Annotated in this window: 21 protein-coding genes and 1 pseudogene; 5 read left to right on the forward strand and 17 right to left on the reverse strand. The window is 72.0% G+C overall.

All coding sequences use genetic code 11. The features are described 5' to 3' along the window. Positions 1–5: 5 nt before the first annotated feature. The 7 genes from AOM46_RS09455 to AOM46_RS09485 all read right to left on the reverse strand — a co-directional run bounded on the left by AOM46_RS09455 (position 6) and on the right by AOM46_RS09485 (position 7080). The gene (locus AOM46_RS09455; RefSeq protein WP_078856632.1) at positions 6–1595 is read right to left on the reverse strand and encodes a DoxX family membrane protein; all 1590 of its coding nucleotides are present in this window, start codon (positions 1593–1595) and stop codon (positions 6–8) included. 150 nt (positions 1596–1745) lie between these two features. Continuing rightward, positions 1746–2693 (reverse strand): 23S rRNA (guanosine(2251)-2'-O)-methyltransferase RlmB, encoded by a 948-nt coding sequence (gene rlmB, locus AOM46_RS09460; RefSeq protein WP_062208042.1) that lies wholly within the window; start codon positions 2691–2693, stop codon positions 1746–1748. Between the two features lie 45 nt (positions 2694–2738). Further along, a complete protein-coding gene (gene cysS, locus AOM46_RS09465; RefSeq protein WP_062208044.1) occupies positions 2739–4127 on the reverse strand; it encodes a cysteine--tRNA ligase in 1389 nt (462 codons plus the stop codon). A gap of 95 nt (positions 4128–4222) precedes the next feature. After that, positions 4223–4633: a PPOX class F420-dependent oxidoreductase gene (locus AOM46_RS09470; RefSeq protein WP_062208046.1), complete on the reverse strand. Its 411-nt coding sequence runs from the start codon at positions 4631–4633 to the stop codon at positions 4223–4225. Between the two features lie 173 nt (positions 4634–4806). After that, complete coding sequence (gene ispF, locus AOM46_RS09475; RefSeq protein WP_234313691.1) at positions 4807–5334, reverse strand: 2-C-methyl-D-erythritol 2,4-cyclodiphosphate synthase; 528 nt, start codon at positions 5332–5334, stop codon at positions 4807–4809. Further along, the gene (gene ispD, locus AOM46_RS09480) at positions 5324–6085 is read right to left on the reverse strand and encodes a 2-C-methyl-D-erythritol 4-phosphate cytidylyltransferase (protein WP_062208052.1); all 762 of its coding nucleotides are present in this window, start codon (positions 6083–6085) and stop codon (positions 5324–5326) included. Before ispD ends, ispF begins: the two co-directional genes overlap by 11 nt. A gap of 512 nt (positions 6086–6597) precedes the next feature. Next, positions 6598–7080, reverse strand: coding sequence for a CarD family transcriptional regulator (locus AOM46_RS09485; protein ID WP_062208055.1), 483 nt, complete (start codon positions 7078–7080; stop codon positions 6598–6600). Between the two features lie 424 nt (positions 7081–7504). On the opposite strand from AOM46_RS09485, the gene AOM46_RS09490 reads away from it, so the two are divergent. After that, complete coding sequence (locus AOM46_RS09490; RefSeq protein ID WP_062208057.1) at positions 7505–8263, forward strand: hypothetical protein; 759 nt, start codon at positions 7505–7507, stop codon at positions 8261–8263. 82 nt (positions 8264–8345) lie between these two features. Here AOM46_RS09490 and AOM46_RS09495 read toward each other — a convergent pair whose 3' ends face one another. Further along, complete coding sequence (locus AOM46_RS09495; RefSeq protein WP_062208061.1) at positions 8346–9026, reverse strand: response regulator transcription factor; 681 nt, start codon at positions 9024–9026, stop codon at positions 8346–8348. Continuing rightward, complete coding sequence (locus AOM46_RS09500; RefSeq protein WP_062208064.1) at positions 9023–10345, reverse strand: cell wall metabolism sensor histidine kinase WalK; 1323 nt, start codon at positions 10343–10345, stop codon at positions 9023–9025. The genes AOM46_RS09495 and AOM46_RS09500 overlap by 4 nt, the downstream gene beginning before the upstream one ends. 176 nt (positions 10346–10521) lie before the next feature. On the opposite strand from AOM46_RS09500, the gene phoU reads away from it, so the two are divergent. Then, a complete protein-coding gene (gene phoU / locus AOM46_RS09505; RefSeq protein WP_062208068.1) occupies positions 10522–11196 on the forward strand; it encodes a phosphate signaling complex protein PhoU in 675 nt (224 codons plus the stop codon). Positions 11197–11584: 388 nt separating this feature from the next. Here phoU and AOM46_RS09510 read toward each other — a convergent pair whose 3' ends face one another. Continuing rightward, complete coding sequence (locus AOM46_RS09510) at positions 11585–12067, reverse strand: rhodanese-like domain-containing protein (protein ID WP_062208070.1); 483 nt, start codon at positions 12065–12067, stop codon at positions 11585–11587. A 93-nt stretch (positions 12068–12160) separates the two neighbouring features. Between AOM46_RS09510 and AOM46_RS09515 the strand changes: the two genes are divergently transcribed. After that, positions 12161–12622 (forward strand): Lrp/AsnC family transcriptional regulator, encoded by a 462-nt coding sequence (locus AOM46_RS09515; protein ID WP_062208073.1) that lies wholly within the window; start codon positions 12161–12163, stop codon positions 12620–12622. A 1521-nt stretch (positions 12623–14143) separates the two neighbouring features. On the opposite strand, the gene AOM46_RS09520 is transcribed toward AOM46_RS09515, so the two are convergent. Beyond that, positions 14144–14902: a phosphoglyceromutase gene (locus tag AOM46_RS09520; protein WP_062208076.1), complete on the reverse strand. Its 759-nt coding sequence runs from the start codon at positions 14900–14902 to the stop codon at positions 14144–14146. A gap of 71 nt (positions 14903–14973) precedes the next feature. Between AOM46_RS09520 and AOM46_RS09525 the strand changes: the two genes are divergently transcribed. Further along, positions 14974–17670: a SpoIIE family protein phosphatase gene (locus AOM46_RS09525; protein WP_234313692.1), complete on the forward strand. Its 2697-nt coding sequence runs from the start codon at positions 14974–14976 to the stop codon at positions 17668–17670. Between the two features lie 5 nt (positions 17671–17675). Here the strand turns inward: AOM46_RS09525 and AOM46_RS09530 are convergent, their stop codons facing one another. Both AOM46_RS09530 and mshA read right to left on the reverse strand, forming a co-directional pair. Beyond that, on the reverse strand, positions 17676–18221 hold the full coding sequence (locus tag AOM46_RS09530; RefSeq protein WP_062208079.1) for a YbjN domain-containing protein: 546 nt from the start codon (positions 18219–18221) through the stop codon (positions 17676–17678). Further along, positions 18214–19473: a D-inositol-3-phosphate glycosyltransferase gene (gene mshA, locus AOM46_RS09535; protein WP_062208082.1), complete on the reverse strand. Its 1260-nt coding sequence runs from the start codon at positions 19471–19473 to the stop codon at positions 18214–18216. Before mshA ends, AOM46_RS09530 begins: the two co-directional genes overlap by 8 nt. A gap of 189 nt (positions 19474–19662) precedes the next feature. On the opposite strand from mshA, the gene AOM46_RS09540 reads away from it, so the two are divergent. After that, positions 19663–20451 (forward strand): class I SAM-dependent methyltransferase, encoded by a 789-nt coding sequence (locus AOM46_RS09540; RefSeq protein WP_062208086.1) that lies wholly within the window; start codon positions 19663–19665, stop codon positions 20449–20451. Positions 20452–20467: 16 nt separating this feature from the next. On the opposite strand, the gene AOM46_RS09545 is transcribed toward AOM46_RS09540, so the two are convergent. The 4 genes and pseudogenes from AOM46_RS09545 to AOM46_RS09555 form a co-directional block, all read right to left on the reverse strand. Continuing rightward, complete coding sequence (locus tag AOM46_RS09545) at positions 20468–20923, reverse strand: NUDIX hydrolase (protein WP_234313693.1); 456 nt, start codon at positions 20921–20923, stop codon at positions 20468–20470. Further along, positions 20907–23216 (reverse strand): RNA degradosome polyphosphate kinase, encoded by a 2310-nt coding sequence (locus AOM46_RS09550; protein WP_234313694.1) that lies wholly within the window; start codon positions 23214–23216, stop codon positions 20907–20909. The genes AOM46_RS09545 and AOM46_RS09550 overlap by 17 nt, the downstream gene beginning before the upstream one ends. Positions 23217–23306: 90 nt before the next feature. Continuing rightward, positions 23307–23453: pseudogene (locus tag AOM46_RS36025) on the reverse strand (helix-turn-helix domain-containing protein); the annotation flags it as partial. A gap of 65 nt (positions 23454–23518) precedes the next feature. Next, a complete protein-coding gene (locus AOM46_RS09555; protein ID WP_062208093.1) occupies positions 23519–24256 on the reverse strand; it encodes an SDR family oxidoreductase in 738 nt (245 codons plus the stop codon). Positions 24257–24364: the final 108 nt, after the last annotated feature.

Here is a 24364-nt window from a genome sequence, read left to right on the forward strand (position 1 = left end):
GGCCGCTAACCGAGCAGCCCGCCGAGGGGGTCGGGGCTGCTCTGATCACCCCCGTCGTCCTGGCCGCCGCCGTTCTCCTGGCTCGGCTCGTCGTCGTCCTGGCCGGCGCCCGGCTGCTCGCCGGGGCTGCTCGGGGCGGCGGGGGTCTCCGCCGGGGCCGAGTCCCGGGGGGCGGGGGCGGGGTCCGGGGTCTGCGTGCCCTCGGTGGACTCCGGCTCGGCCGGGGGCGGCGGCGCGGTGTCGGGCGCGCTCTGCTCGGGCTGCTCGGCCGGACCGGTCTCCGCCTCGCGCTCCTCCGCCGCCTCCTCGGCCTCCCGTTCGGCCTCGGCCGCCTCGCGCTCGGCGGCCTCACGCTCCTCCGCTTCCTCGTCGAAAAGCGGCTCGCCCGGCAGATGGTTGCGCGGGGGCTCCCCCGGCTGCGGCACCGTGGCGAACTGGGAGGAGCGGACCGCGCTGCCCAGCAGCGAGCCGACCAGCAGCGCGACGCCCAGCAGCAGCGCGGCCAGCAGGCCGCCCCGGCGCAGCACCCGGCGGCGCAGCTGGCCGAGCGGCGCGCGCGGGCCGAGCCGGCGCCAGGCTTCCCCGGCGAGCCGGGCGTCCAGCGAGTGCACCGGCGCGCCGGCGATCAGCAGCGGGGTCCAGGCGGCGAAGAGCACCACCTCGGGGGTGTCGTACGCCGGGCCGTTGCCCCAGCTGACCGTGGTCAGCAGGGCCAGCGAGAGGGCGGCGCCGAGGGCGGCGGCCAGCCGCTGCCAGAGCCCGAAGAGGGTCAGCACGCCGACCACGATCTGGGTGAAGGCGACCGTCAACCCGGCGCCCACCGGATGCGCCAGCGTCCACTGGTGCAGCGGCTCGGCCAGCGCCCAGGGTTCGAGCGAGGCGAGCCAGGTGGAGAGCGAGCCACGCTCCCCGCCGTCGAAGTAGACGGGGTCGGTGAGCTTGCCCATGCCGGCGTAGATCGCCATGAAGCCGAGCAGCAGCCGCAGCGGCAGCAGCACCAGGCCGAGGGAGAGCCGGCGGTCCGGGTGGAACGCGCGGGCGCGCGGGCGGCCGCGCGCGCCGCCCCGCCCCGCGCCGTCCGAGCGGCGCCCCTCGGCCAGCGGGGACACGAACTCGCCGTCGTCCGCCGGGTTGGTGGCCCAGCTGCGCTCGGGCGCCCGGTCGTGGGCGCCGGCCGTCGGGCCCGGCACCGTCGGCAGCCGGCGGGTGCTCTCGTCAGAGTGCGGCGGCCTGGGGGCGACGACCGTGCCGGCGCCGACCCGGGGCAGCACCCGGGTGCCGAGCCCGTCCGCCGGCGGGCGCAACGGTGGCCGGCCGGCCTCGCGGACGGCTTGGAGCAGCGTGCCGGCCGCCCCGTCCACCGGCCCGCCCCGGCCGCTCCACACCAGCGGCTTGCGCCGGCCGGCCGCGCCCGGGACGCCGGGCAGCCGCGCGCTGTCGGGGACGACGATGCTCACCGGGGGCGGAGTGGCCAGCCGAACCCGGAAACTGGCGTGGTTCACGATGACCTGCGCGGGATCGCACGGCACCTTGGCCATGCTCAGCACCGGCTCGTCCATCGGTCGCCCGGGGAGTGTTCTGGTGTCCACACTCATCTAACCGAGTGACCCAGACTTAAGACACTGTCTGGCGCCCAAAAGTCTGTCCGCGACCCGTCAAATCCCGTTCGGCGCACGGACGTACGAGACGGCGCGCGTCTTCTGCCGCGCGCCGCCCGGTAGTTCGGGAGCCGTCCTGGCCGGCGGTCACGCCCGGCGGGTGGCCGCCGCGTAGAGCACGATGCCGGCGGCGACGCCGGCGTTCAGCGATTCGGCGCCCCCCGGCATCGGGATGCGCACCCGGATGTCGCAGGTCTCGCCGACCAGCCGGGAGAGGCCCTTGCCCTCGCTGCCGACCACGATCGCGACCGGCCCGTCGAGCGCCGCCAGCTCCGTCAGCTCGACATCCCCGTCCGCCGCGAGACCGACCACCGTGAGCCCGGCGCGCTGGTAGCCCTGGAGGGCGCGGGTGAGGTTGGTGGCCCTGGCCACCGGGGTGGTGGCCGCGGTGCCGGCCGAGGTCTTCCAGGCGCCCGCCGTCATCCCGGCCGCGCGCCGCTCGGGGACCACCACGCCGTGCCCGCCGAAGGCGGCCGCTGAACGCACCACGGCGCCCAGGTTGCGCGGGTCGGTGACCCCGTCCAGCACCATGATCAACGGATCGTCGCCGGCCTCGGCGGCCGCCGCGACCAGATCGTCGGGGTGCGCGTAGTCGTAGGGCGGTACCTGAAGCACCAGGCCCTGGTGGTTGAGCCCGTTGGTGAGCCGGTCGAGCTCGGGCTTGCCGGCCTCGACCAGATGCAGATCGGGGCGGGCGACGGCCAGCTTGACGGCGTCCGTCACCCGGTCGTCGCTCTCCAGGAACTGCTGCACATAGAGCGCGCTGGCCGGGACGCCGGCGCGCAGCGCCTCAAGCACCGGGTTGCGGCCGACCACGATCTCGGCCGGCGACTTGCCGCGCCGGCCGCCCTGGCGGGACGCCTGCTGGCGGGCCTTGGCGTCGGCGGCGCGCTTCTTGACATGGCCGGTGCGCGCCTCAGCCGGCGGGGTGGGGCCCTTGCCGCGCAGGCCACGCCGGCGCTGGCCACCACTGCCGATCTGCGGGCCCTTCTTGTTACTGGTGCGACGGTTGGGGCGCGGGCTGTTGCCTGGCATGGGTGTCTCGTGTTCTCTGTTGGGGCGCTGGGGCGGGCTCGGCGATCAGCCGAGCTCCCAGCGGGGGCCGTTGGGGGTGTCCTCGATGACCAGTCCCGCAGCCTTCAGCTGGTCCCTGATCGCGTCGGCGGTGCCGTAGTCCTTGCGTTCCCTGGCCGCCTGACGCTGGCCGAGGACGATGCCGACCAGGGTGTCCACCACTCCGGTCAGCTCGGCGCCGCGCTCGGCGGCGCCGGACCAGGCGGGGTCGAGCGGGTCGAGACCGAGCACGCCCAGCATCGCGCGGACCTGGCCGAGCAGCGCGGTCACCGACTCCTTGTCGCCGGCGGCGATCGCCGCGTTGCCCTGGCGCACCGTGGTGTGCACGGCGGCCAGCGCCTGGGGGACGCCGAAGTCCTCGTCCATGGCGGCGGCGAAGTCGTCGGGCACCGTGGCGGCCGGCTGGACCTCGCCTGCCTGCTCGACGCCGCGCTGCAGAAAGCCCTCGATCCGGTTGAACGCGGCCTCCGCCTCGCGGAGGGCGCCCGTGCTGTAGTCGACGGCGGAGCGGTAGTGCGGGGTGCCCAGGTAGTAGCGGAGCACGATGGGCCGCCACTGCCGGACCATGTCGGCGACCAGCACCGAGTTGTCCAGCGACTTGCTCATCTTCTCGCCGTCGATGGTGACCCAGGCGTTGTGCACCCAGTAGGTGGCGAACGCGTCGCCGAACGCGCGGGACTGGGCGATCTCGTTCTCGTGGTGCGGGAAGACCAGATCGATCCCGCCGCCGTGGATGTCGAAGGCACGGCCCAGGTACTTGTGGGCCATGGCCGAGCACTCCAGATGCCAGCCGGGGCGGCCACGGCCCCAGGGCGTCTCCCAGGTGGGCTCGCCGGGCTTGGCGGCCTTCCAGAGCGCGAAGTCACGGGGGTCGCGTTTCCCGGTCCCGCCCTCGCTCGGCTGGAGGAGCTGGTCCAACTCCTGGTTGGACAGCTGGAGATAGTCGGGAAAGCTACGCACATCGAAATAGACGTTGCCATCCGCCGGATAGGCATGACCGCGACCGATCAGGGTGCGCATCATCTCGATCATCTCCGGCATATGGCCGGTGGCCCTCGGCTGGTAGTCGGGCGGCAGGCAGCCCAGCGCGTCATAGGCCGCGTCGAAGGCCCGCTCGTTCTCGAACCCGATGGCCCACCAGGGGCGGCCGAACTGGTTGCTCTTGGCGATGATCTTGTCGTCGATATCGGTCACATTGCGGATGAAGGTGACATCGAACCCGCGATAGGCGAACCAGCGCCGGATGATGTCGAAGTTCAGCCCGGACCTGATGTGACCGATGTGCGGCGGCGCCTGGACGGTAGCGCCACAGAGGTAGATCGAGACACAGCCGGGAACGAGCGGGCTGAAGTCACGGATCTGCCGGGTGCTGGTGTCATACAGGCGAATGCTCACGACTCAAGAGTAGTAGGCGTGGCAGGTGTGCCGCGCCCCCCTGGCGCGGCACATCTGCCACCCGTCGGGACCGGGCGGGACCCGGTCCCGACGGTCTAGACGATGCCCTGGCCGACGATCTTGCGCGCGCTGATCCGGACGACCACCCGCGGGGCGTCCTGCTCGGAGGCCGGGTTGAACTCGGCGTAGGGCTTGCCCACGTACTTCAGCGACAGCTCGTTGATCAGCTCGGCGCCGCCCTCCGTGGTCAGCTCGGCGACGCCCCTGATCTCCGCGTAGCTGTACGGCTGCTCGTGGTCGAGCACCTGCACCGTGACCCGGGGGTCGCGCCGCAGGTTGGTCTCCTTGCGACGGCCGACAGTGGTGGAGATCAGCACGTCGTCGCCGTCGCGCTTGACCCACACCGGCGACAGCTGCGGGCTGCCGTCCGGCTGGATGGTGGCGATGGTGACAAAGACGTTGCCGTCCAGCACGGTCTTCAACTTCTCGGGGAGCGTGACTGCCACGGTGGCACCTTCCTCGGGCTTTTCTCGGCTTGCTCGGCTTGCTCGGCTTGCTCGGCTTGCTCGGCGTCGTTCGAACGGTTCGGTTCGCGTGGTTCGGTTGGGCGTTCCACGGCAGGACTACCCAGCGGGTCGGGGCGTCGCACCCCGCGCCGCGTCCGTCCGCGCCGGATCGGTCAGCGCCGGCCCGGCGCCGGCGCCGGCAGCACCAGCGCGGTGGCCAGCGCGGCCAGGCCCTCCGCCCGGCCGGTCAGCCCGAGCCCGTCCGTGGTGGTGCCGGAGACCGCGACCGGCGCGCCGACCGCATCGGAGAGCGCGCGCTGCGCCTCCGCGCGCCGGCTGCCGATCTTCGGCCGGACGCCGATCACCTGGATCGCCACATTGCCGATGGTGAAACCGGCCGCCCGCACGATCCGCGCCGCCTCGCCGAGCAGCGCGACGCCCGAGGCGCCCGCCCACTCGGGCCGGTCGGTGCCGAAGTGGGCGCCCAGATCGCCGAGCCCGGCGGCGGAGAAGAGCGCGTCACAGGCGGCATGCGCGGCCACGTCCCCGTCCGAGTGCCCGGCCAGTCCGAACCCGGCCTCGGGCCAGAGCAGCCCGGCACACCACAGCTCCCGGCCCGCCTCGAAGGCGTGCACATCGGTGCCGATGCCGACCAGCGGCAGTGCGGCCACATGCGGCTCGGTGGTCGATTCAGAAGTCAACGGGATTCCTCCGGCGGGCGAGCACGGCCTCGGCGAGCAGCAGGTCCAGCGGGCGGGTCACCTTGAACGCCTCCTCGTGCCCCGGCACCAACACGACCGGCACGCCCAGCTGTTCGACCAGCCCGGCGTCGTCGGTGGCCTGGTCCGAGGTGCTGGCGCGGTGCGCGGCGAGCAGCGTCGCCCGGTCGAACCCCTGCGGGGTCTGCACCGCGCGCAGCAGCGAACGGTCGGGGGTGGCGACCACCGGCTCCGGCTCGCCGTCGGTGGCCGCGGCGGCGACGCTCTTCACGGTGTCGGTGACGGGGAGCGCGGGAACCACGGCGGGGGCGCCCGCCCGCACGGCGTTGGCCACCGCGTCCACGGTGCCGACCGGAACGAGCGGGCGCGCCGCGTCGTGCACCAACACGACGTCTATCTCCTCGGGCAGCGCGGCGAGGCCAAGCCGCACCGACTCCTGCCGGGTCGTGCCGCCGGCCACCACCAGCTGCTCGACGGCGGGCGGCGGCGGGTGCTCGTCGAGCAACGAGCGGACAAAGGTGACCTGTTCGGCCGGCGCGACCACCACGACCAGGGCAATCGCCCTGGCCCTGGCCATCGCGCGCACGGCGTGGACCAGCATGGGCGTGCCGCCCAGGGGGCGCAGCGCCTTGGGCGCGCCGGGGCCGAGCCGCAGGCCGAGCCCGGCGGCCGGAATGACGGCGGCGGCGCGGGCGGGCGACGGCTGTTCGATGAACGGTGTGACGTCAGTCATTGATAACCGGTGCAGGTTTGTTCTCGGTGGGGTGGTGGGTATGGCCTGAGCGTGCCGGGCGCACATGACTGGCCCTTCCGTGACAGACCAGTCGCACAGAGTCCGACCAAGCCCGGCACATTCTGAGGTGTCGATCGCCGTGGCCCCAGCGCTCACGAATCGATCGGTCGGGTTCCAGACGTGCCACAGCGCCCGGTGTGGCATCGCATACCTTCGGGCGCTGTAGCACGTTATGTAGTCGCACGTTCAACGGTCGCGTGCCAGGTACCTCACGTGACCGGGCCGGGAACAGCCGGGGAACTCGCGTTGTTTCCCAGGGGATTACCACGCATGGCCTGCGTGGCGAACCACAACAGGGAGACCGGTGGCATGCCACCGCCCTCACAGCTGGATATTCGCGGGCCGATTCGGATCGGTCCGAACCGGACAGTCCGAATCACGACACGCATCGACTGATGAACGCTTGGCTGTTCGCGAACGCTCAGCTCTGGAGAGATCTGGAGTGACGGACCTCAGGAAGCGAGAACCTCGTCCAGCAGGGACTCGGCCTTGTCCTCGTTGGTGGACTCGGCCAGGGCCAGCTCGCTCACAAGGATCTGCCGAGCCTTGGCGAGCATGCGCTTCTCACCTGCGGAAAGACCACGCTCGCGCTCCCGGCGCCACAGATCGCGCACAACTTCCGCGACCTTGATGACGTCGCCGGACGCCAGCTTCTCAAGATTGGCCTTGTAGCGGCGGGACCAGTTGGTGGGCTCTTCGGCATACGGGGCGCGAAGCACCTCGAAGACCCGATCCAGGCCCTCCTGCCCAACCACGTCGCGCACTCCGACGAGTTCGGCGTTTTCTGCCGGCACACGCACTTCGAGATCGCCTTGTGCGACCTTCAGCACCAGGTAAGTCTTGTCCACGCCTTTAATCTGGCGAGTTTCAATAGCCTCGATCAGCGCGGCGCCGTGATGGGGATAGACCACGGTGTCGCCAACCTTGAACGTCATGTGACAGGTACCCCTTCCGTGGCTCTCCATCCTAACACGGCGAGACGCGCCTTTGAATGACGTTTCCGCAGGTCAGGCCGCATCTCGGGGGTTGACAAGGGCGCCCGTGGCGTGCTTCGGGAAGCCTCCGGCGGCGGGTATCCGCAGGTCGGGGCCCGGTTTGCCAAAGCAAGAACTTCCCGTCCCGGCGCGTCGAAGAACAGAAAGAAGTTCCCCCGAAGATGGAAAGGTGTCCGTTTTGTCATGGTTGACAGAATGCCTTCCCGCAGCATGCGGAGGAACCGAAGAATTGATCAACGGAAAGCCTCTTGATCGCCATTTCACTTCGACGCACCCGGGCCCGGGTGCGTGCCTGTCGGACGGGCTCGGTACCCTGAGGCGGCCGATGTAGATCACCTAGACCGTCCGAGGAGATGCCGCCGCCGTGAGCAGCAGCCTTCGACGCGGCGTCGCCGCCGCATTTCTCGCGTTCCCGCTGTTCGCGGTGACGGCCTGCGGGGCCGGGCACAACGCGGAGACCGGCAACGTCCGTCCCGACCACGCCTCCGCCCAGGTGGAGAACATCAAGGTGCAGGGCGTCAACATCATCGTGGCGGAGGAGGGGGGCCCGGCCGGGATCAGGGCCAGCCTCTTCAACTCGGGCACCGAGGACCAGACGCTGGAGGCCGTCGGACTGCCGGGCTCCGGCGTCGCTTTCGACCTGCTGCCGGCGGAGGACGAGACCCGCGTGGTGGTGCCTGCCGGTGGCTCGGTCGCGCTGGGCGGCGAGGGCAACGCCGAAGCGGTGATCGCGGATCCCGCCGGGGCCGATGTGCGGCTGGGCAGCGCCCCGCAGCTGGTGTTCATCCTGAGCGAGACCGGCGAGGTCAGCCTCTCCGCCCGCGTGGTGCCGGCCACCGGCGCCTTCGCCTACTACCAGGACTGGGCGCCGCGCCCCATCGAGACCGAGGCCCCCGAGATCGAGGCCCCCGAGGAAAACGCCGAGGACCCGGCGGACCCGGCGGACGGCGAGGAGACCGAGGGCACCCCCGAGGGCGACGGGACCGAGGAGAACACCGGCGACGCCGGGACCGAAGAGGGCGACGGGACCGACGGGACTGAAGGTACCGACGGAACCGAGGAGAACCCGGAGAACGCAGAGACGGACGGGGGCGCCGACGACGGGGTTCCCGCGCAGGACTGACGCCCCTGGGACCGCACAGCGGTGGGGCGCGTCGCTCTCGGAGCGACGCGCCCCACCGCTGTGTTCGGCCGGCTTTCGCGGCCTACGGCTCGAACTTGTAGCCGAGGCCGCGCACGGTGACCAGATAGCGCGGCGCGCCCGGGTCGGGCTCGATCTTGGCGCGCAGCCGCTTCACATGGACGTCCAGCGTCTTGGTGTCGCCCACGTAGTCGGCGCCCCAGACGCGGTCGATCAGCTGCATCCGGGTGAGCACCCGGCCGGCGTTGCGCAGCAGCATCGCCAGCAGGTCGAACTCCTTGAGCGGCAGATCGACCTTCCGGCCGTCGACGGTGACCACATGGCGGTCCACGTCCATCCGGACCGGGCCCGCCTCCAGGGCGACGGGGCTCTCCTCCTCGGACTCGCCCCTGCGGCGCAGCACCGCGCGGATGCGGGCCACCAGTTCGCGTGAGGAGAAGGGCTTGGTCACATAGTCGTCAGCCCCTATTTCCAGGCCCACCACCTTGTCGATTTCGCTGTCCTTGGCGGTCACCATGATGACCGGGACATTGGATCGGCCCCGAAGCTGGCGGCAGACCTCGGTGCCGGGGAGGCCCGGCAGCATGAGGTCGAGCAGTACCAGATCGGCGCCGTTGCGCTCGAACTCGTCCAGCCCCTCGGGCCCCGTGGCCGCCGTGGCGACCTCGAAACCCTCCTTGCGGAGCATGTACGACAGAGCGTCGCTGAACGACTCCTCGTCCTCGACGACGAGCACTCGGGTCACGGGAGGACCTCCCGGGCAGTTTCGTTGGTGCGGGTGGGGTGGGCGCCCGCCGGCGTGTCGGCCTCTGGGCTCTCCGGGTCGTCCGACTCGGGGAACTCGGCGGGTTCGTGCAGGGTGCCACCCAGTCCGTCCAGATCACGTCGGACGGACAGATGGCGTTCTCGGGCGCTGCCGGGCTCCGGCAGACGCAGGGTGAATGTGGAGCCCTCTCCCTCGGCGCTCCACACCAGGACCTCGCCGCCGTGGGAGGCGGCGACGTGTTTGACGATGGCCAGGCCGAGGCCCGTTCCGCCGGTGGCCCGGGAGCGGGCCGGGTCGACGCGGTAGAAGCGCTCGAAGATGCGCTCGCGGTCGGTCTCCGGGATGCCGATGCCCTGGTCGGTGACGGCGATCTCGATCTGGTCCCGTCCCGGGAGGCTGACCCGGGAGCCGGCGATGGCGACCCGGGTGTGCGGCGGGCTGTAGTTGACGGCGTTCTCGACCAGGTTGCCCAGGGCGGCGGCCAGTTGGCCCCGGTTGCCCCAGACGGAGAGGTCGGCGGTGCCGCCGGAGGCGATGGTGATCTGTTTGCCGTCGGCCTGCTGCCGGCAGCGGTCGATGGCCTCGGTGACCAGCTCGTCGACCGAGACCAGCTCGGCCTGGCTGAGCATGTCGTTGTCCTGCACCCGGGAGAGGTCGATCAGCTCCTGGATGAGGTTGGTCAGGCGGGTGGCCTCGTTCTGCATCCGGCCGGCGAAACGGGTGACCGCCTCGGGGTCCTCGGCCGCGTCAAGGACGGCCTCGGAGAGCAGCGAGAGGGCGCCGGCCGGGGTTTTCAGCTCGTGGCTGACATTGGCCACGAAATCGCGGCGGACCGCCTCGATCCGGCGGGCCTCCGTCAGGTCCTCGACGAGCAGCAGCACCAGTCGGGCGCCGAGCGGTGCGGAACGCGCCGAGACCGCGAGGAGGTCGGTGCGGCCGGGGCGGTTGCGGCGCGGGAGATCGAGCTCCAGCTGGCGGATCTCGCCGTCCCTGCGGGTGTCCCTGGCCATCTTGAGCATCGGCTCGACGGCCAGCCGGCCGCCCCTGACCAGGCCGAGGGCGTACGCCGCCGAGCTGGCCTTGAGCACCGCGTCGCTCTCGTCGAGGACGACGGCCGACGAGCGCAGCACGGAGAGGACGGTGTCCACGCCGGGTGGCAGGCTCGGCTCGGTCTGTTGGGGGTTGCGGAGGGGACGCGTGCGCTCGCGCTCGCTGAGCCGGAAGGCCAGCATGGCGATGACGCCGGTGCACACCCCGGCCACCGCCGCCACTGCGGCGACTGCCGCGTTCACGTCCATATCCTCAGGTTATGCGCGGTGGGCCCGGTGCCACAGGGCTGACCGAAGATGCTCGTCCACCCGCCCGTGAGAGTTCACCTTGGCGACAGCGATGGTTCACTTGACGGGGCGGAAACGGCTGCTTTCCGGACAGAGCTTGGGACGCGGACCTTTGTGTCGGGTGAGGAAGGACAGTCATGCGTGACGCGTATCACGAGGAATTGGACGCGATCAGCGACAACCTGGTCGAGATGGCGCGATTCGTCGGTTCTGCCATAGGGCGGGCGACCACGGCCATGTTGGACGCCGATCTGAAGTTGGCCGAGAGCGTGATCGAGGGCGACGACAAGGTCGACGAGATGCAGCGCGATCTGGAGAACGCGGCGATCGCGCTGCTCGCGCGGCAGCAGCCGGTGGCCACCGATCTGCGGATCGTGGTGACCAGCCTGCGGATGAGCGCGGATCTGGAGCGCTGTGGGGATCTGGCCCAGCATGTGGCCAAGGTGGCGCGGCTGCGCTTCCCCGACTCGGCGGTGCCGCGCGATCTGTCGGCGACCATCCTGGAGATGGGGCAGCTGGCCCAGCGGCTGATGGCCAAGGCCACCGAGGTGTTGCTCACCAAGGACGTGGACCTGGCGATGCAGTTGGAACAGGACGACGACGAGATGGACTCGTTGCACCGGACGCTTTTCAGTCATCTGCTGGACGACCGGTGGAACCACGGCATCGAGACGGCGGTGGATGTGACGCTGCTGGGCCGGTACTACGAGCGGTTCGCCGACCATGCGGTGTCCATCGCGCAGCGGATGGTGTTCCTGGTGACCGGGGAGCACGCGGACGAGTTCACGCCGGAGCCGGAGGGGACGGCCTGATCTGACGGGGCGGGGCGGGGGCGCGCGTGATGTGCCTCGGCGCTCTTGGCGCGCGCCGTTGACGCTCCCGGGTGGCGTGGACATCCAATGAGGAGGCAACGCCTCACCGAGAAGGGGATTCCACCCATGGCTGCCTCACCGACGTCATCCGCTCCGACATCCGTTCCGACTCCGGGCGCGCGGCGCTCGTTACCGCTGCTGGGCGCCTGCGGCTGCGGCTCCGGCTGCTCCTGCGGCTGCCAGTCCGGCTCCAGCTGCCAGTGCGGCGGCGGTTGCGGCTGACGTCTCTTCGGCTTCTTCGGCTTCTTCGGCTGTTTGGGCTGCTTGGGTTCTGCGGCCGCCCGGCGAATCGGCTCGCCGGGCGGTTCGGGAGCCGGTTCCGGAGCGGTCAGCAGGCGCAGCCGATGGGACCGTGCGGCGGGGCGGTCAGCGGATCGGCCGGCCGCCGGCTGACGACGCCTGCGTCGTCCTCGGTCGGCAGCCCCTCCCTGGTCCAGTACTCGATGCCGCCGATCATCTCCTTGACGCGGTAGCCGAGTTGGGCGAACGCGAGGGCCGCGCGGGTGGCGCCGTCGCAGCCGGGGCCCCAGCAGTAGGTGATCACCACGGTGTCGCGGTCGATCAGGTTTCCGGCGCGCTCGGGGATCTCGGCGGTCGGCAGGTTCAGCGCGCCCGGCACCCGGGCCCGGCGCCAGGCGCTCGTGGCCCTGCTGTCCACCAGGACGAATCCCGGCCGCCCCGACTCCAGCGCGGCATGGACATCGGAGACGTCCGCCTGATGGGTGAGGCGGGCGGCGAAGAAGGCGGCGGCCTCCGCCGGGGGCGCCGGCGGGATCCGGAGCGGGGCGCTGGGCGAGGTGTTCGGTTCCATGACAGCGACCCTAGAAAGCGGGACCGGGTCTGAACACCGATGATCGACGGGCTTTCACTTGCCTGGCCGGGGATCCCCCGGTGATGATCGGGCATGACCGATGTTTTTCTGGATGAGACCGATCGACGCATCCTGGAAGCCCTGCAACGCGACGGCCGGGCCAGCTACGCCGAGTTGGCGCGGACGGTGGCCATGTCCGCCAGCGCGGTGACCGAACGGGTGCGGAGGTTGGAGGAGAGCGGTGTGATCACCGGCTACACGGCGGTGCTCGACCCCGAACGACTGGGCCTGCCGATCCTGGCCCTGGTCCGGCTGCGCTATCCGACGGCCAACTACAAGCCGTTCCACGATCTGGTGGCCGTCACGCCCGAGATCATCGAGGCTCACCATGTGACCGGAGAGGACTGTTTCGTGGTCAAGGTGCTGGCCACCTCGATGCGCCATCTGGAACAGACCATGGGCCGCATCGCCGGCCTCGGCTCCGTCACCACCAGCGTCGTCTACTCCAGCCCCCTCCCCCACCGATCTCTGACCCCGGCGGACGCCGCCCCCTGACCGCGAAGCGCGAAGCGCTGGCGCGCGGCCCGGCCGACACGGCGAGCGCGAAGCGCTGGGCGCGCGAGGCGCTGGGCGCGCGGCCCGGCCGACACGGCAAGCACAAGCCTGCGGCCCAACAGGCGGACACGGCGAGCCTCACCCCCCGACCGCACGAAGCGCTGAGGGCGCGGCCCAGCGCGGCAGCAACTGGGCGCACCCCCGGCGGCGAAACGCCACAAACACACGGCCCAACAGGCGGATGCGGCAAGCCTCACCCCGGCCCGCGCGAAGCGCCGGGCGGACGCGCGGCTCCTGACCGCACGAAGCTCCGCGCGTGACACGGCCGACACGGCAAGCGCTGAGCGCACGCCCCGGCGGGCGAACGCGGCAAGCGCTCCCCCCGCCCGCGCGAAGCGCCGGGCACACAGCCCAGCCCGGTGCGGCAAGCCCTGGATGTTCGGCCCAACAGGCGGACGCAGCAAGCCTCACCCCCGACGACGCGAAGCGCTGAGCGCGCGGCCCCACCGACGTGGCAAGCCCTAGACACACGGCCCAGCACAGCAGCCACCGTGCCCACACCGGGCGGCGAACGCCACAAACACACGGCCCCATGCGAAGCACTGGGCACGCCGCCCGGCCGGCACGGCAAGCGCTGGGCCCCCGGCGGCGAACGCTATAGGCACACGCCCCGGCCCGCGCGAAGCGCCGGGCACACCGCCTCGGCCCCTGACCGCACGAAGATCCGCGCGTGACACGGCCGGCACGGCAAGCGCTGGGCGCGCGGCCCGGCGGGCGAACGCGGCAAGCGCTCCCCCCGACCGCGCGAAGCGCCGGGCACACAGCCCAGCCCGGTGCGGCAAGCCCTGGGTGTTCGGCCCAACAGGCGGACGCAGCAAGCCTCACCCCCGACCACGCGAAGCGCTGAGCGCGCGGCCCCACCGACGTGGCAAGCCCTAGACACACGGCCCAGCACAGCAGCCACCGGGCCCACACCGGGCGGCGAACGCCACAAACACACGGCCTCGCGCGAAGCGCTGAGCGCGCCGCCCGGCCGGCACGGCAAGCGCTGGGCGCGCGGCCCGGCGGGCGAACGCGGCAAGCGCTCCCCCCGACCGCGCGAAGCGCCGGGCACACAGCCCAGCCCGGTGCGGCAGGCACAAACCTGCGGCCCAACAGGCGGACGCGGCAAGCCTTACCCACCGCGCGCGCGAAGCGCTGGGCGCGCGGTCCAGCGCGGCAGCAACTGGGGGCACCCCCGGCGCCGAACGCCAGAAACACACGGCCCCGCGCGAAGCGCTGAGCGCGCCGCCCGGCCGGCACGGCAAGCGCGTGGCCCCCGGCGGCGAACGCTATAAGCACACACCCCCCGGCCCGCGCGAAGCGCCGGGCAACCGCCCCCGCCCGCGCGAAGCGCCGGGCACACCGCCCCCGCCTGCGCGAAGCGCCAGGCGGAGGCGTGGCCCCCGCCCGCGCGGAGCGCCGGGCGCAGGGCGCGGCGCCGCGAACTGCGCTGGCCGGGGCGGGGGCGGGGGGCGGGGGCTACTTCTTGCCCTGGTTGGCCACGGCCTCGATGGCTGCCTTGGCGGCGTCCGGGTCGAGGTACCGGCCGCCGGGGGTCACCGGGCGGTAGTCGGCGTCCAGTTCGTAGAGCAGCGGGATGCCGGTGGGGATGTTGAGGCCGACGATGGCCTCGTCGGAGACGCCGTCCAGGTGCTTGACCAGCGCGCGCAGGCTGTTGCCGTGCGCGGTGACCAGCACGGTGTGGCCGGCGTTGAGGTCCGGCACGATGGCGTCGTACCAGTAGGGGAGCATCCGCTCGACGACGTCCTTGAGGCATTCGGTGCGCGGACGGAGTTCGCTGGGGATGCCGGCGTAGCGCGGGTCGTCGCTCTGCGACCACTCGGCGCCGTCGGCCAGCTCGGGCGGCGGGGTGTCATAGGAGCGGCGCCACTTCATGAACTGCTCCTCGCCGAACTCGGCGAGGGTGGCGGCCTTGTCCTTGCCCTGGAGCGCGCCGTAGTGCCGCTCGTTGAGCCGCCAGGACCGGTGCACCTGCAGCCAGGCCCGGTCCGCCGCGTCCAGCGCCAGGTTGGCGGTGCGGATGGCCCGCTTGAGCAGCGAGGTGTGCAGCACGTCGGGTCGCAGCCCGGCGTCCTTCAGCAGCTCGCCGCCGCGGACCGCCTCCTTCTCGCCCTTCTCCGTGAGATTGACGTCCACCCATCCGGTGAAGAGGTTCTTCGCGTTCCACTCGCTCTCGCCATGGCGGAGCAAAATCAGCTTGTACGGTGCGTCGGCCATGTGCCGAGCGTAGACGAGGCCGTCGGGCGGGATGTTCGGCCCCCGAACTCACCGTGGTGCAAAGTAAAGCAATGCGCGCATTTCACTCCTTCCGCCCCAGGCTGCCCCGCCGGCTGCGCGATCGGCTGTCGGGTTCGGTGCTGAGCGGACGCAGTGTGGTCGGCCAGATGTTCATGATCCAGCTGGCCATCGTGTTGCTGTTGGCGGCCACCGCGGTGACCACGCTGATGTTCCAGTCCCGCCGGGAGAAGACGGACGGCGCCTTCGACCGCAGCGTCGCCGCCGCCGAGGCGTTCGCCAACGGTCCCGGGCTCGTCGCGGCGCTCGACTCCGACGACCCCACCGCCGAACTGCAGCCGCATACCGAAGCGGCCAGAAAGGCCGCCGATCTGGACTTCATCGTGGTGCTGAACCTGAAGGGCATCCGCTACACCCATCCAAAAACGGACAGGATCGGTAAGGAGTTCATCGGAACGCTCGATCCGGTGCGCGAGGGCGAGGTCGTCACCGAGTCCGTGGAGGGCACCCTGGGGCCGCTGCACCAGGCGACCGTCCCGGTCAGGGACGACGACGGCGAGATCGTCGGGATGGTCTGCGCCGGCGTCACCGTGCGGACCATCAACCTGCTGCTCTCGGACGAACTGCCCATCGTGGTCGGCGCGGCGGCAGGAGCGGTGGTGCTGGTGACCGGCGGCACCGCGCTGGTCAGCCGGCGGCTGCTGCGCCAGACCCGGGGCCTCGGCCCGGCCGAGATCACCCGCATGTACGAACATCATGACGCGGTGCTGCACGCGGTCCGCGAGGGCGTGCTGATCCTGGACGAACACCGCCGGCTGATCCTGGTCAACGAGGAGGCGGAGCGGCTGCTCGACCTGCCGGCCGACGCCGCAGGGCGGCCGGTCGAGGAGCTGGGTCTTGACCGCCGTACGGTGGCGCTGCTGGCGTCGGACCGGGAGGTGACCGACGAGGTGCACCTGTGGGCCGACCGTCTGATCACCGTCAACCACCGGCTGATCGACGAGGGCGGCGACCGGCCGGGGACCGTCACCACGCTGCGGGACACCACCGAGATGCGCGCGCTCAGCGGTCAGGCCGAGGCGGCCCAGCGGCGGCTCTCGCTGCTCTACCGGGCGAGCGTCGCGATCGGCACCACGCTGGACGTACGCCGCACCGCCGAGGAGCTGGCGCAGGTCGCGGTGCCGGGGTTCGCCGATCTGGTCACCGTCGATCTGTCGCACGCGGTGCTCAAGGGCGAGGAGGCGCGCGGTTCCGAGGGCCGGCTGCGGCGCGCCGCGATCGGCGGTGCCGCCGACGGGCAGCCGCTGCACCCCGTCGGCACCACGTTCCGGCTGGAGCCCGACAGCCCGGAGCGGCATGAACTCCTCTCCGGCCGGGCCGTGTTGACGGCCGAGCTGGACGGGAGCGGCTGGTGGCGCGGGGACGACGAGGAGCACGGTCGGGCGGTGCTCGACCAGGGGCTGCACTCCCTGGTGTCGGCGCCGCTGCTGGCCAGGGGCGTGGTGGCGGGCATCGCCCAGTTCTGGCGCGGCCGGGGCCGGGCCGAGCCGTTCGACATGGACGATCTCTCGCTGGCCGAGGAGCTGGCCGCGCGCACCGCCGTCTCCGTCGACAACGCGCGCCGCTACACCCGCGAGCACGATATGACGGAGGCGTTGCAGCGCAGCCTGCTGCCGACGGCGGTGCCCGAGCAGTCGGCGGTGCGCGCCGACTACCGCTATCTGCCGGCGCAGGCGGGCGTCGGCGGGGACTTCTTCGACGTGATCCCGCTCTCCGGGGCCCGGGTGGCGCTGGTGGTCGGCGATGTGGTGGGACATGGCCTGCACGCCGCCGTCACCATGGGCCTGCTGCGCACCGCCGTCCACAACTTCGCCGCGCTCGATCTGCTGGCGGAGGATCTGCTGGGCCGGCTCGACGAGTTGGCGGAGCGGATCGACCGCGACGAGAGCGGCGGCCTCGGCGTCACCGGGCCGATCACCGGCGCGACCTGTCTGATCGCTATCTACGATCCGGTCGACGGTCGCTGTGTGATGGGCCGGGCCGGACATCTGCCGCCGGTGGTGGTCCGCCCGGACGGTTCGACGGAGTTCCCCGACCTGCCGGCGCATCCGCCGCTCGGGGTGAGCGTGATGCCGTTCGAGACGGCCACCCTGTGGCTGGCGGAGGGCAGCCGGCTGGCGCTCTACACCGACGGTCTGGTGGAGTCACGTGACCGGGACATCGACGACGGCCTCGCGCTGCTCGCCGACGCCATGGCCGAGGCGCCGACCGACCCGGGCGAGGCGTGTGACGCGGTGCTCGCCACGATGCTGCCGGAACGCCCGACGGACGATGTCGCGCTGCTGATCGCCCGCACCGCGCGGCTGGCCCCCGACCAGGTCGTCGACTGGGAGGTGCCGCACTCCTACGCCTCGGTGCCGGCGGCCCGCGCGCGCACCAGGGAGACCATGGCGGCCTGGGGTCTCGCCGAGTCGTCCCATGTCACGGAGCTGATCGTCACCGAACTGGTCACCAACGCCATCCGGCACGGTTCGGCGCCGATCCGGGTGCGGCTGCTGCGGGACCGCTCGTTGATCTGCGAGGTCTCCGACAACAGCGGCACCTCGCCGCATATGCGGAACGCCTCCCAGACGGACGAGTTCGGCCGGGGCCTCTTCGTCGTCTCCCAGTACGCCATCCGCTGGGGCACCCGGCAGGCCAGGGGCGGCAAGGTGATCTGGGCGGAACAGCGACTTCCGCGCCGGCGGTGACCCGCTCAGGGCCCGTCGTCCGCCGGGGGGGCGTCCGAGGACGGGCGGGTGAGCCGGCTGAACGCGTCGAGGTTGCGGGTCGACTCGCCCCTGGACACCCGCCATTCGTACTCGCGCCTGATGGCGGAGGCGAAGCCCAGTTCGAGCAGCGTGTTGAACGGGCCGTCCGCGTTCTCCAGCACCACCCCGAGCAGCCGGTCGATCTCCTCGGCGGTGATCACCGCCAGCGGCAGCCGGCCGGTGAGATAGACGTCCCCGTGGCCGTCGACGGCATAGGCCACCCCGTAGAGCCGGGTGTTCCGCTCCAACAGCCAGCGGTGCACCCCGGCGTGGTTCTCGTCCGGGCGGCGGATGACAAACGCGTTGACGGACAGCGCGTGCCGCCCGACCACCAGGGAGCAGGTGGTGGAGAGCTTCCGCGTCCCCGGCAGCGACACCACATAGCGACCAGGGCCGGGCGACTCCCATTCGGCGCCGGAATCGCGCAGCGCCGCCTCGACGACCTGGGTGACGTCGGGAGCCTGCCGGACGGAGTCAGCGGTGTCAGCCATGGGCCGATCGTAGGCCGGAGCGGGCGAAGCGGCGCTCGTCGACGGCCCGTTCGTACACCTCCGACGTGCTGCGCGCCGTCGCCGCCCAGCCGAACCGTTCGGCGTGCCGCTCCGCCGCCGCGCCGAGCGTCTCGGTGAGCGCGGGCTGGTCGCAGAACCTGCGCAGCGCGACCGCGTACTCGGCCGGATCGTGCCCGTCGATCAGGAATCCCGTCTCCCCGTCCCTGACCACCAGCGGCAGCCCGCCGACCGCGGCCGCGACCACCGGCGTGCCGCACGCCTGGGCCTCCACGGCGACCAGGCCGAACGATTCGCTGTAGGAGGGCATCACCAGTGCGCTCGCCGCCCGGTACCAGTCGGCCAGCCGCTCCTGTGCCACCGGCGGCCGGAACCGCACCAGATCGGCGATGCCGAGCCGGGCCGCGAGCTTCTGCATCCGCTCCGGCCTGGCCAGCCCGGAACCGCTGGGCCCGCCGACCACGGGAACCACCAGTCGGCCGCGCAACGACGGGTCGGCGTCCAGCAGTTCGCGGACCGCCTGGAGCAGGATGTCGGGGCCCTTCAGCGGCTGGATCCGGCCGGCGAAGAGCAGCACCACGGCCTCCTCCGGCAGCCCAAGGCGCCGACGCGCGGCCGCCCGGCCGTCGCCGCGCCGGAACACGTCCAGGTTGACGCCCGGGTGCGCCACGGCGGTCCGCCGGGGATCGGCGTCGTAGTGACACACCAGCTCGTCGGCCTCCGCCTCGGTGTTGGCGATCAGCCAGTCGGCGGCCCGCACGATCTGCTCCTCGCCGATCTCCCTGGCGACCGGCTCGGGCGAGTCGCCGGTGGCCAGCGCGGCGTTCTTCACCCGCGCCATGGTGTGCATCGCGTGCACCAGCGGCACCCCCCACCGCTCGGCCGCCAACCAGCCGACATGCCCGGACAGCCAGTAGTGCGAGTGGACCACGTCGAAGTAGCGCGGGTCCTTGGCGGCCCAGACCTGGGTCACGCCGTGCGTGAACGCGCAGAGCTGCGCGGGCAGTTCCTCCTTGCTCAGCCCCTCGTAGGGCCCCGCGTCGACATGCCGCACCCAGACGCCCGGGGCCAGCTCCACACACGGTTCGAGACCGCCGGTGGTGGCCCGGGTGAAGATCTCCACCTCGGTACCCAGCGTGGCCAGCTGCTTCGCCAGCTCCACGATGTACACGTTCATCCCGCCCGCGTCGCCGGTACCCGGCTGGTGCAACGGCGAGGTGTGCACACTGAGCATCGCTACCCGGCGGATGTGCGACACAACGTCTCCTCAACGACAAGCGGGGCAGACTCCCGCGGTTACAACCACCCGACCCCCCGCCCTGTTCCCCAGCCCGTTCCCCCACCCCGACGTCGGCCCGCGCCCGGTTCGCCCTGACGGTCCCGGGGCCGGGCGCCCACCGCCGGAGGCGGTACGCTCCGGCGCATGGCGGAGGGGTTTGTGACCAGGGGGACCACCAACCCCAACCGGCTCCGGCGGATGGACCGCTGGATCACCGCCGTCCACGGCCCGACGCTGCGGCGAGCCCCCCGGGCGCCGGGTCCGCTCGCCGTCGACCTGGGCTATGGCGCCGCGCCCTGGACGGCCGTCGAACTGCTGCACAGGCTGCGCCGGGTCAGACCCGACGTCCGGGTGATCGGCGTGGAGATCGACCAGCGGCGGGTGACGGCCGCCGAACCGTGGGTCCGGCCGGGTCTCGACTTCGTCAGGGGCGGCTTCGAGCTGCCGCTGCCCGGCGGGGAACGTCCGCTGCTGATCCGCGCGGCCAACGTGCTCCGTCAGTACGACGAGGAACGGGTGCCCGCCGCCTGGGCGCGGCTCTGCGGCCGGCTGGCGCCCGGCGGGCTGCTGGTCGAGGGCACCTGTGACGAGATCGGCCGCCGCCAGGTGTGGGTGGCGCTGGGGCCCGAGGGCCCCCGCACGGTCACCTTCGCCGCCCGGCTCGGCTCCCTTGGCACCCCGTCCGACCTGGCCGAACGTCTGCCCAAGGCGCTGATCCACCACAACGTTCCCGGCCAGCGGGTGCACGCGTTCCTGCGCGATTTCGACCGCGCGTGGGCGGCGGCCGCGCCGTACGCGCCGTTGGGCGCGCGGCAACGCTGGCTGCACGCCGTCCGCGCCCTCGCCACCGACTGGCCCGTCGCCGACACCGCGCACCGCTGGCGGCAGGGCGAGGTCACCGTCCCCTGGTCCGCCCTCGCGCCCCGTCTCTGAGCCGCGCCGGCTGCGGTCAGGCCCCGCGCAGCAGGGCCATGGCCTGGTGGAGAAGGGCGCGGTCCTGGGGGTGGGTGAGATGGGTGGCGGCCTCGGGGGCGGGCAGCCAACGGAGCACGTCCACCTCGTCGTTGGGGGCGAACGTTCCGCCCGTCGCCCGCGCCAGCCAGTAGCTGACCTGTTTGAACCCCTGGGGCACCACATAGCGCTGGGTGGCCAGCGGGGCGCCCAGCTCGCAGCGCATCCCCGTCTCCTCCAGCACCTCGCGGCGGGCCGCGGTCGCCGCGCTCTCGCCGGCGTCGAGCTTGCCCTTGGGGTGGGACCAGTCGTCGTACTTCGGCCGGTGTATCAGCGCGACCTCGACGTCGCCCGCCGGGCCCTCGCGCCACAGGACGCACCCGGCGGCCGCGATCACCACCGCGTCCGACACCCCCGTCGCGCCCCCGGGGGCCCCGTCAACTCGATGCGCCACGCCGCTTCCTCCGTGCCTCGATGAGCATTTCCTGAACGCGGCGCAGCGGCTGCCCGTCCGCGTCGGTGGCGTGCCGCTGCCAGTCGCCCGCCGAGTCGAGATGCCAGGACTCGGTGGCGTCGGAGGTGCCGGCGGCCAGCAGCCGCGTCAGGGTGGAGCGGTGGGCCGGATCGGTGACCCGGACCAGCACCTCGATCCTGCGGTCGAGATTGCGGTGCATCAGGTCGGCGCTGCCGAGCCACACCTCGCCCTCGCCGCCGGCGCCGAACGCGTAGACCCGGGAGTGTTCCAGGAAGCGGCCCAGCACGCTGCGCACCCTGATGTTCTCGGAGAGGCCCGGCACGCCGGGCCGGAGCGCGCAGATGCCGCGCACCCAGACGTCGACGGGGACGCCGGCCTGGGAGGCGCGGTAGAGGGCGTCGATCACCGCCTCGTCCACGATCGAGTTGGACTTGAACCGCACCCACGCCGGGCGGCCGGACCTGTGGTTCTCCATCTCGCGGCCGATCCGGGAGACCAGCCCCTCGCGGAGCGAGCGCGGCGCGACCAGCAGCCGGCGGTAGTGCTCCCTGCGGGAGTAGCCGGAGAGCCGGTTGAAGAGGTCGGAGAGATCGGCGCCGACATCCGGATCGGCGGTGAGCAGGCCCAGGTCCTCGTAGACCCTCGCCGTCTTGGGGTGGTAGTTGCCGGTGCCGACATGCGCGTAGCGGCGCAGCTCCTCGCCCTCCTGGCGGACGACCAGGGACAGCTTGCAGTGCGTCTTGAGGCCGACCAGCCCGTACACCACATGGCAGCCGGACTCCTCCAGCTTGCGCGCCCACTTGATGTTGGCGTGCTCGTCGAAACGGGCCTTGATCTCGACCAGGACCAGCACCTGCTTGCCGGACTCGGCCGCGTCGATCAGCGCGTCGACGATGGGCGAGTCGCCCGACGTCCGGTACAGCGTCTGCTTGATCGCCAGCACGTCCGGATCGGCCGCGGCCTGTTCGAGGAACGCCTGCACGGAGGTGGAGAACGAGTCGTACGGGTGGTGCAGCAGCACGTCGCGGGTGCGCAGCGCGGCGAAGATGTCGGGCGCGGACGCGGACTCGACCTCGGCCAGGTCCCGGTGGGTGCCGGCGACGAACTTGGGGTACTTCAGCTCGGGGCGGTCGATCCCGGCTATGGAGTGCAGCCCGGTCAGATCGAGCGGGCCGGGGACGGCGATGACCTCCTCGCGGCGGATCTTCAGCTCGCGGACCAGGAGGTCGAGCACCTCGGAGTCGATGGACTCCTCCACCTCAAGCCGCACCGGCGGCCCGAAGCGGCGACGCAGCAGCTCCTTCTCCAGGGCCTGGAGCAGGTTCTCCGTATCGTCTTCCTCCACCTCCAGGTCCTCGTTGCGGGTGACCCGGAAGACATGGTGCGCGAGGACCACCATGCCCGGAAACAACTCCTCCAGGTGGGCCGCGATCACATCCTCGACGGGCACAAAGCGTCGGGGGGAGACCTCGAGGAAGCGGGACAGCAGCGGCGGCACCTTCACCCGGGCGAAGTGCCGGTGGCCGGTGGCCGGGTTGCGGACGACCACCGCGAGGTTGAGGGAGAGCCCGGATATATAGGGGAACGGGTGCGCCGGGTCGACGGCCAGCGGGGTGAGCACGGGGAATATCCGCTTGCGGAACAGCGAGAACAGCGTGGTCTGTTCGTGTTCGGCGAGGTCGGGCCAGCGCAGCAGATGGATGCCCTGCTCGGCCAGCAGCGGGTTGACCTCCCGCTGGTAGCAGGTGGCCTGCCGGGCGAGCTGTTCCCTGGCGACGGACCAGATGTCCTCCAGCACCTCGCCCGGCGGGCGGCCGGTCAGCGAACGGGTGGCGACGCCGGTGGCGATCCGCCGCTTGAGCCCGGCGACCCGCACCATGAAGAACTCGTCCAGGTTGCTGGCGAAGATGCTCAGGAAGTTGGCCCGTTCGAGCAGCGGGGTGGCCGGGTCCTCGGCCAGCTCAAGCACCCGCTCGTTGAACGCCAGCCAGCTGCGCTCCCGGTCGAGGAACCGGTCCTCGGGGAGGGGCGGGAAGCTGGTGTCCCCGACGGCGGCCTCGACTGCGGCCTCGACGCCGCCCTCAGCGCCGGCGCCGCGCCCCGGGACGATCTCGGCGTCGAGCGCCGCCAACATCGCCCGGTCCCCCATCTGCCCGTCGCCCAACGCGGCGTCGCCCCGCACGCGATCGCCCAACGAGCCGATCGGATCGGGGGCGGGGGCTCGTTCCTCGGTGTCCACTCGGGCCGACTGACCGTTACGCGCTGGGCTCATGCCACCATTCTCCCGCCATCCGGGCGAACGGGACACAACGCGTGAGTGACGAGTGGAGGTGCGCGTGACACGCGAATCCTCACGGTAGTGATCGGCCCACCGCTTGACGGTGCGCGGCGAGACGCCGTACTCGGCCGCCGCACGCCGCATCGACCACCCGTTTCTCAGCACGGCACGCGCGAGGCGCAGCCGTTCCTCCTCCGAGAGGTACCGCTCGCGCCGGTCACCACCACTCATGTCTCGGACAGTACCCCGCGACGCCCGAACGCCCCACCCACGAGGCACCGGAACCGCGCGACGGATCAGCCCCGGCTCGCCAGCCAGTCGGCGTAACGGGTGGGCGCCAGTTGGGCGTTGGTGTTGGTGAGGACATCGCCCCGGACGGCGCCGAACATCCCGGCCTCGGGATCGGTGACGACGGTGCGGTCGTCGGACGCGTGCGCCAGGGTGATCCGGCCCAGCTCGTCCAGCGCGAACACCTCGGGGCCCGCGACATGCCGCACCCCGTTCAGCGGGGCGCCGGCGGCGACATCCGCCACGGCCTCGGCCACGTCCCGGGCGGCGATCGGCTGGATCGGCGTGGCGGGCAGCCGGACGGTGTCGTCGTCGGCGGTCCAGGACAGGACGGAGTCGATGAACTCCATGAACTGCGTCGCCCGGACGATCGAGTAGGGGATCCCCCCGGCCTCAAGAGCCTCCTCCTGGAACGTCTTGGCCCGGTAGTAGTCCAGCTCCGGCACCTGGTCGACGCCGACGATGGAGAGGATGACGAAGTGCCCGACGCCGGCCTTCCGCGCCGCGTCCAGCAGCTGCTCCATCGAGGTCCGGAAGAACGCCGCGGAGGCCGCGTCGAAGGTCGGCGAGTTCGTCAGGTTGACGACGACCTCGGCGCCGGCGACGGCCTCGTCGACGCCCTGGCCGCTGATGACATCGAGGCCGGTGGACGGCGAGTGCGGCACCGCCTCGTGCCCGGCGCCGTTCAGGATCTCGACGACCTGCGACCCGATCAGACCGGTACCGCCGATGACTGCGATCTTCATGCCATGCCCTTCGTTGGAATGTGCCGTTATGAGGCAATATGCCGCAACGACGGCACCGCGCCCGTTAACTCGGACACGTTTCATCCGAGATGATACTCGGATATCCGC

It is taken from the genome of Streptomyces sp. NBRC 109706 (genome assembly GCF_000974485.1).
Lineage (GTDB): Bacteria > Actinomycetota > Actinomycetes > Streptomycetales > Streptomycetaceae > Streptomyces.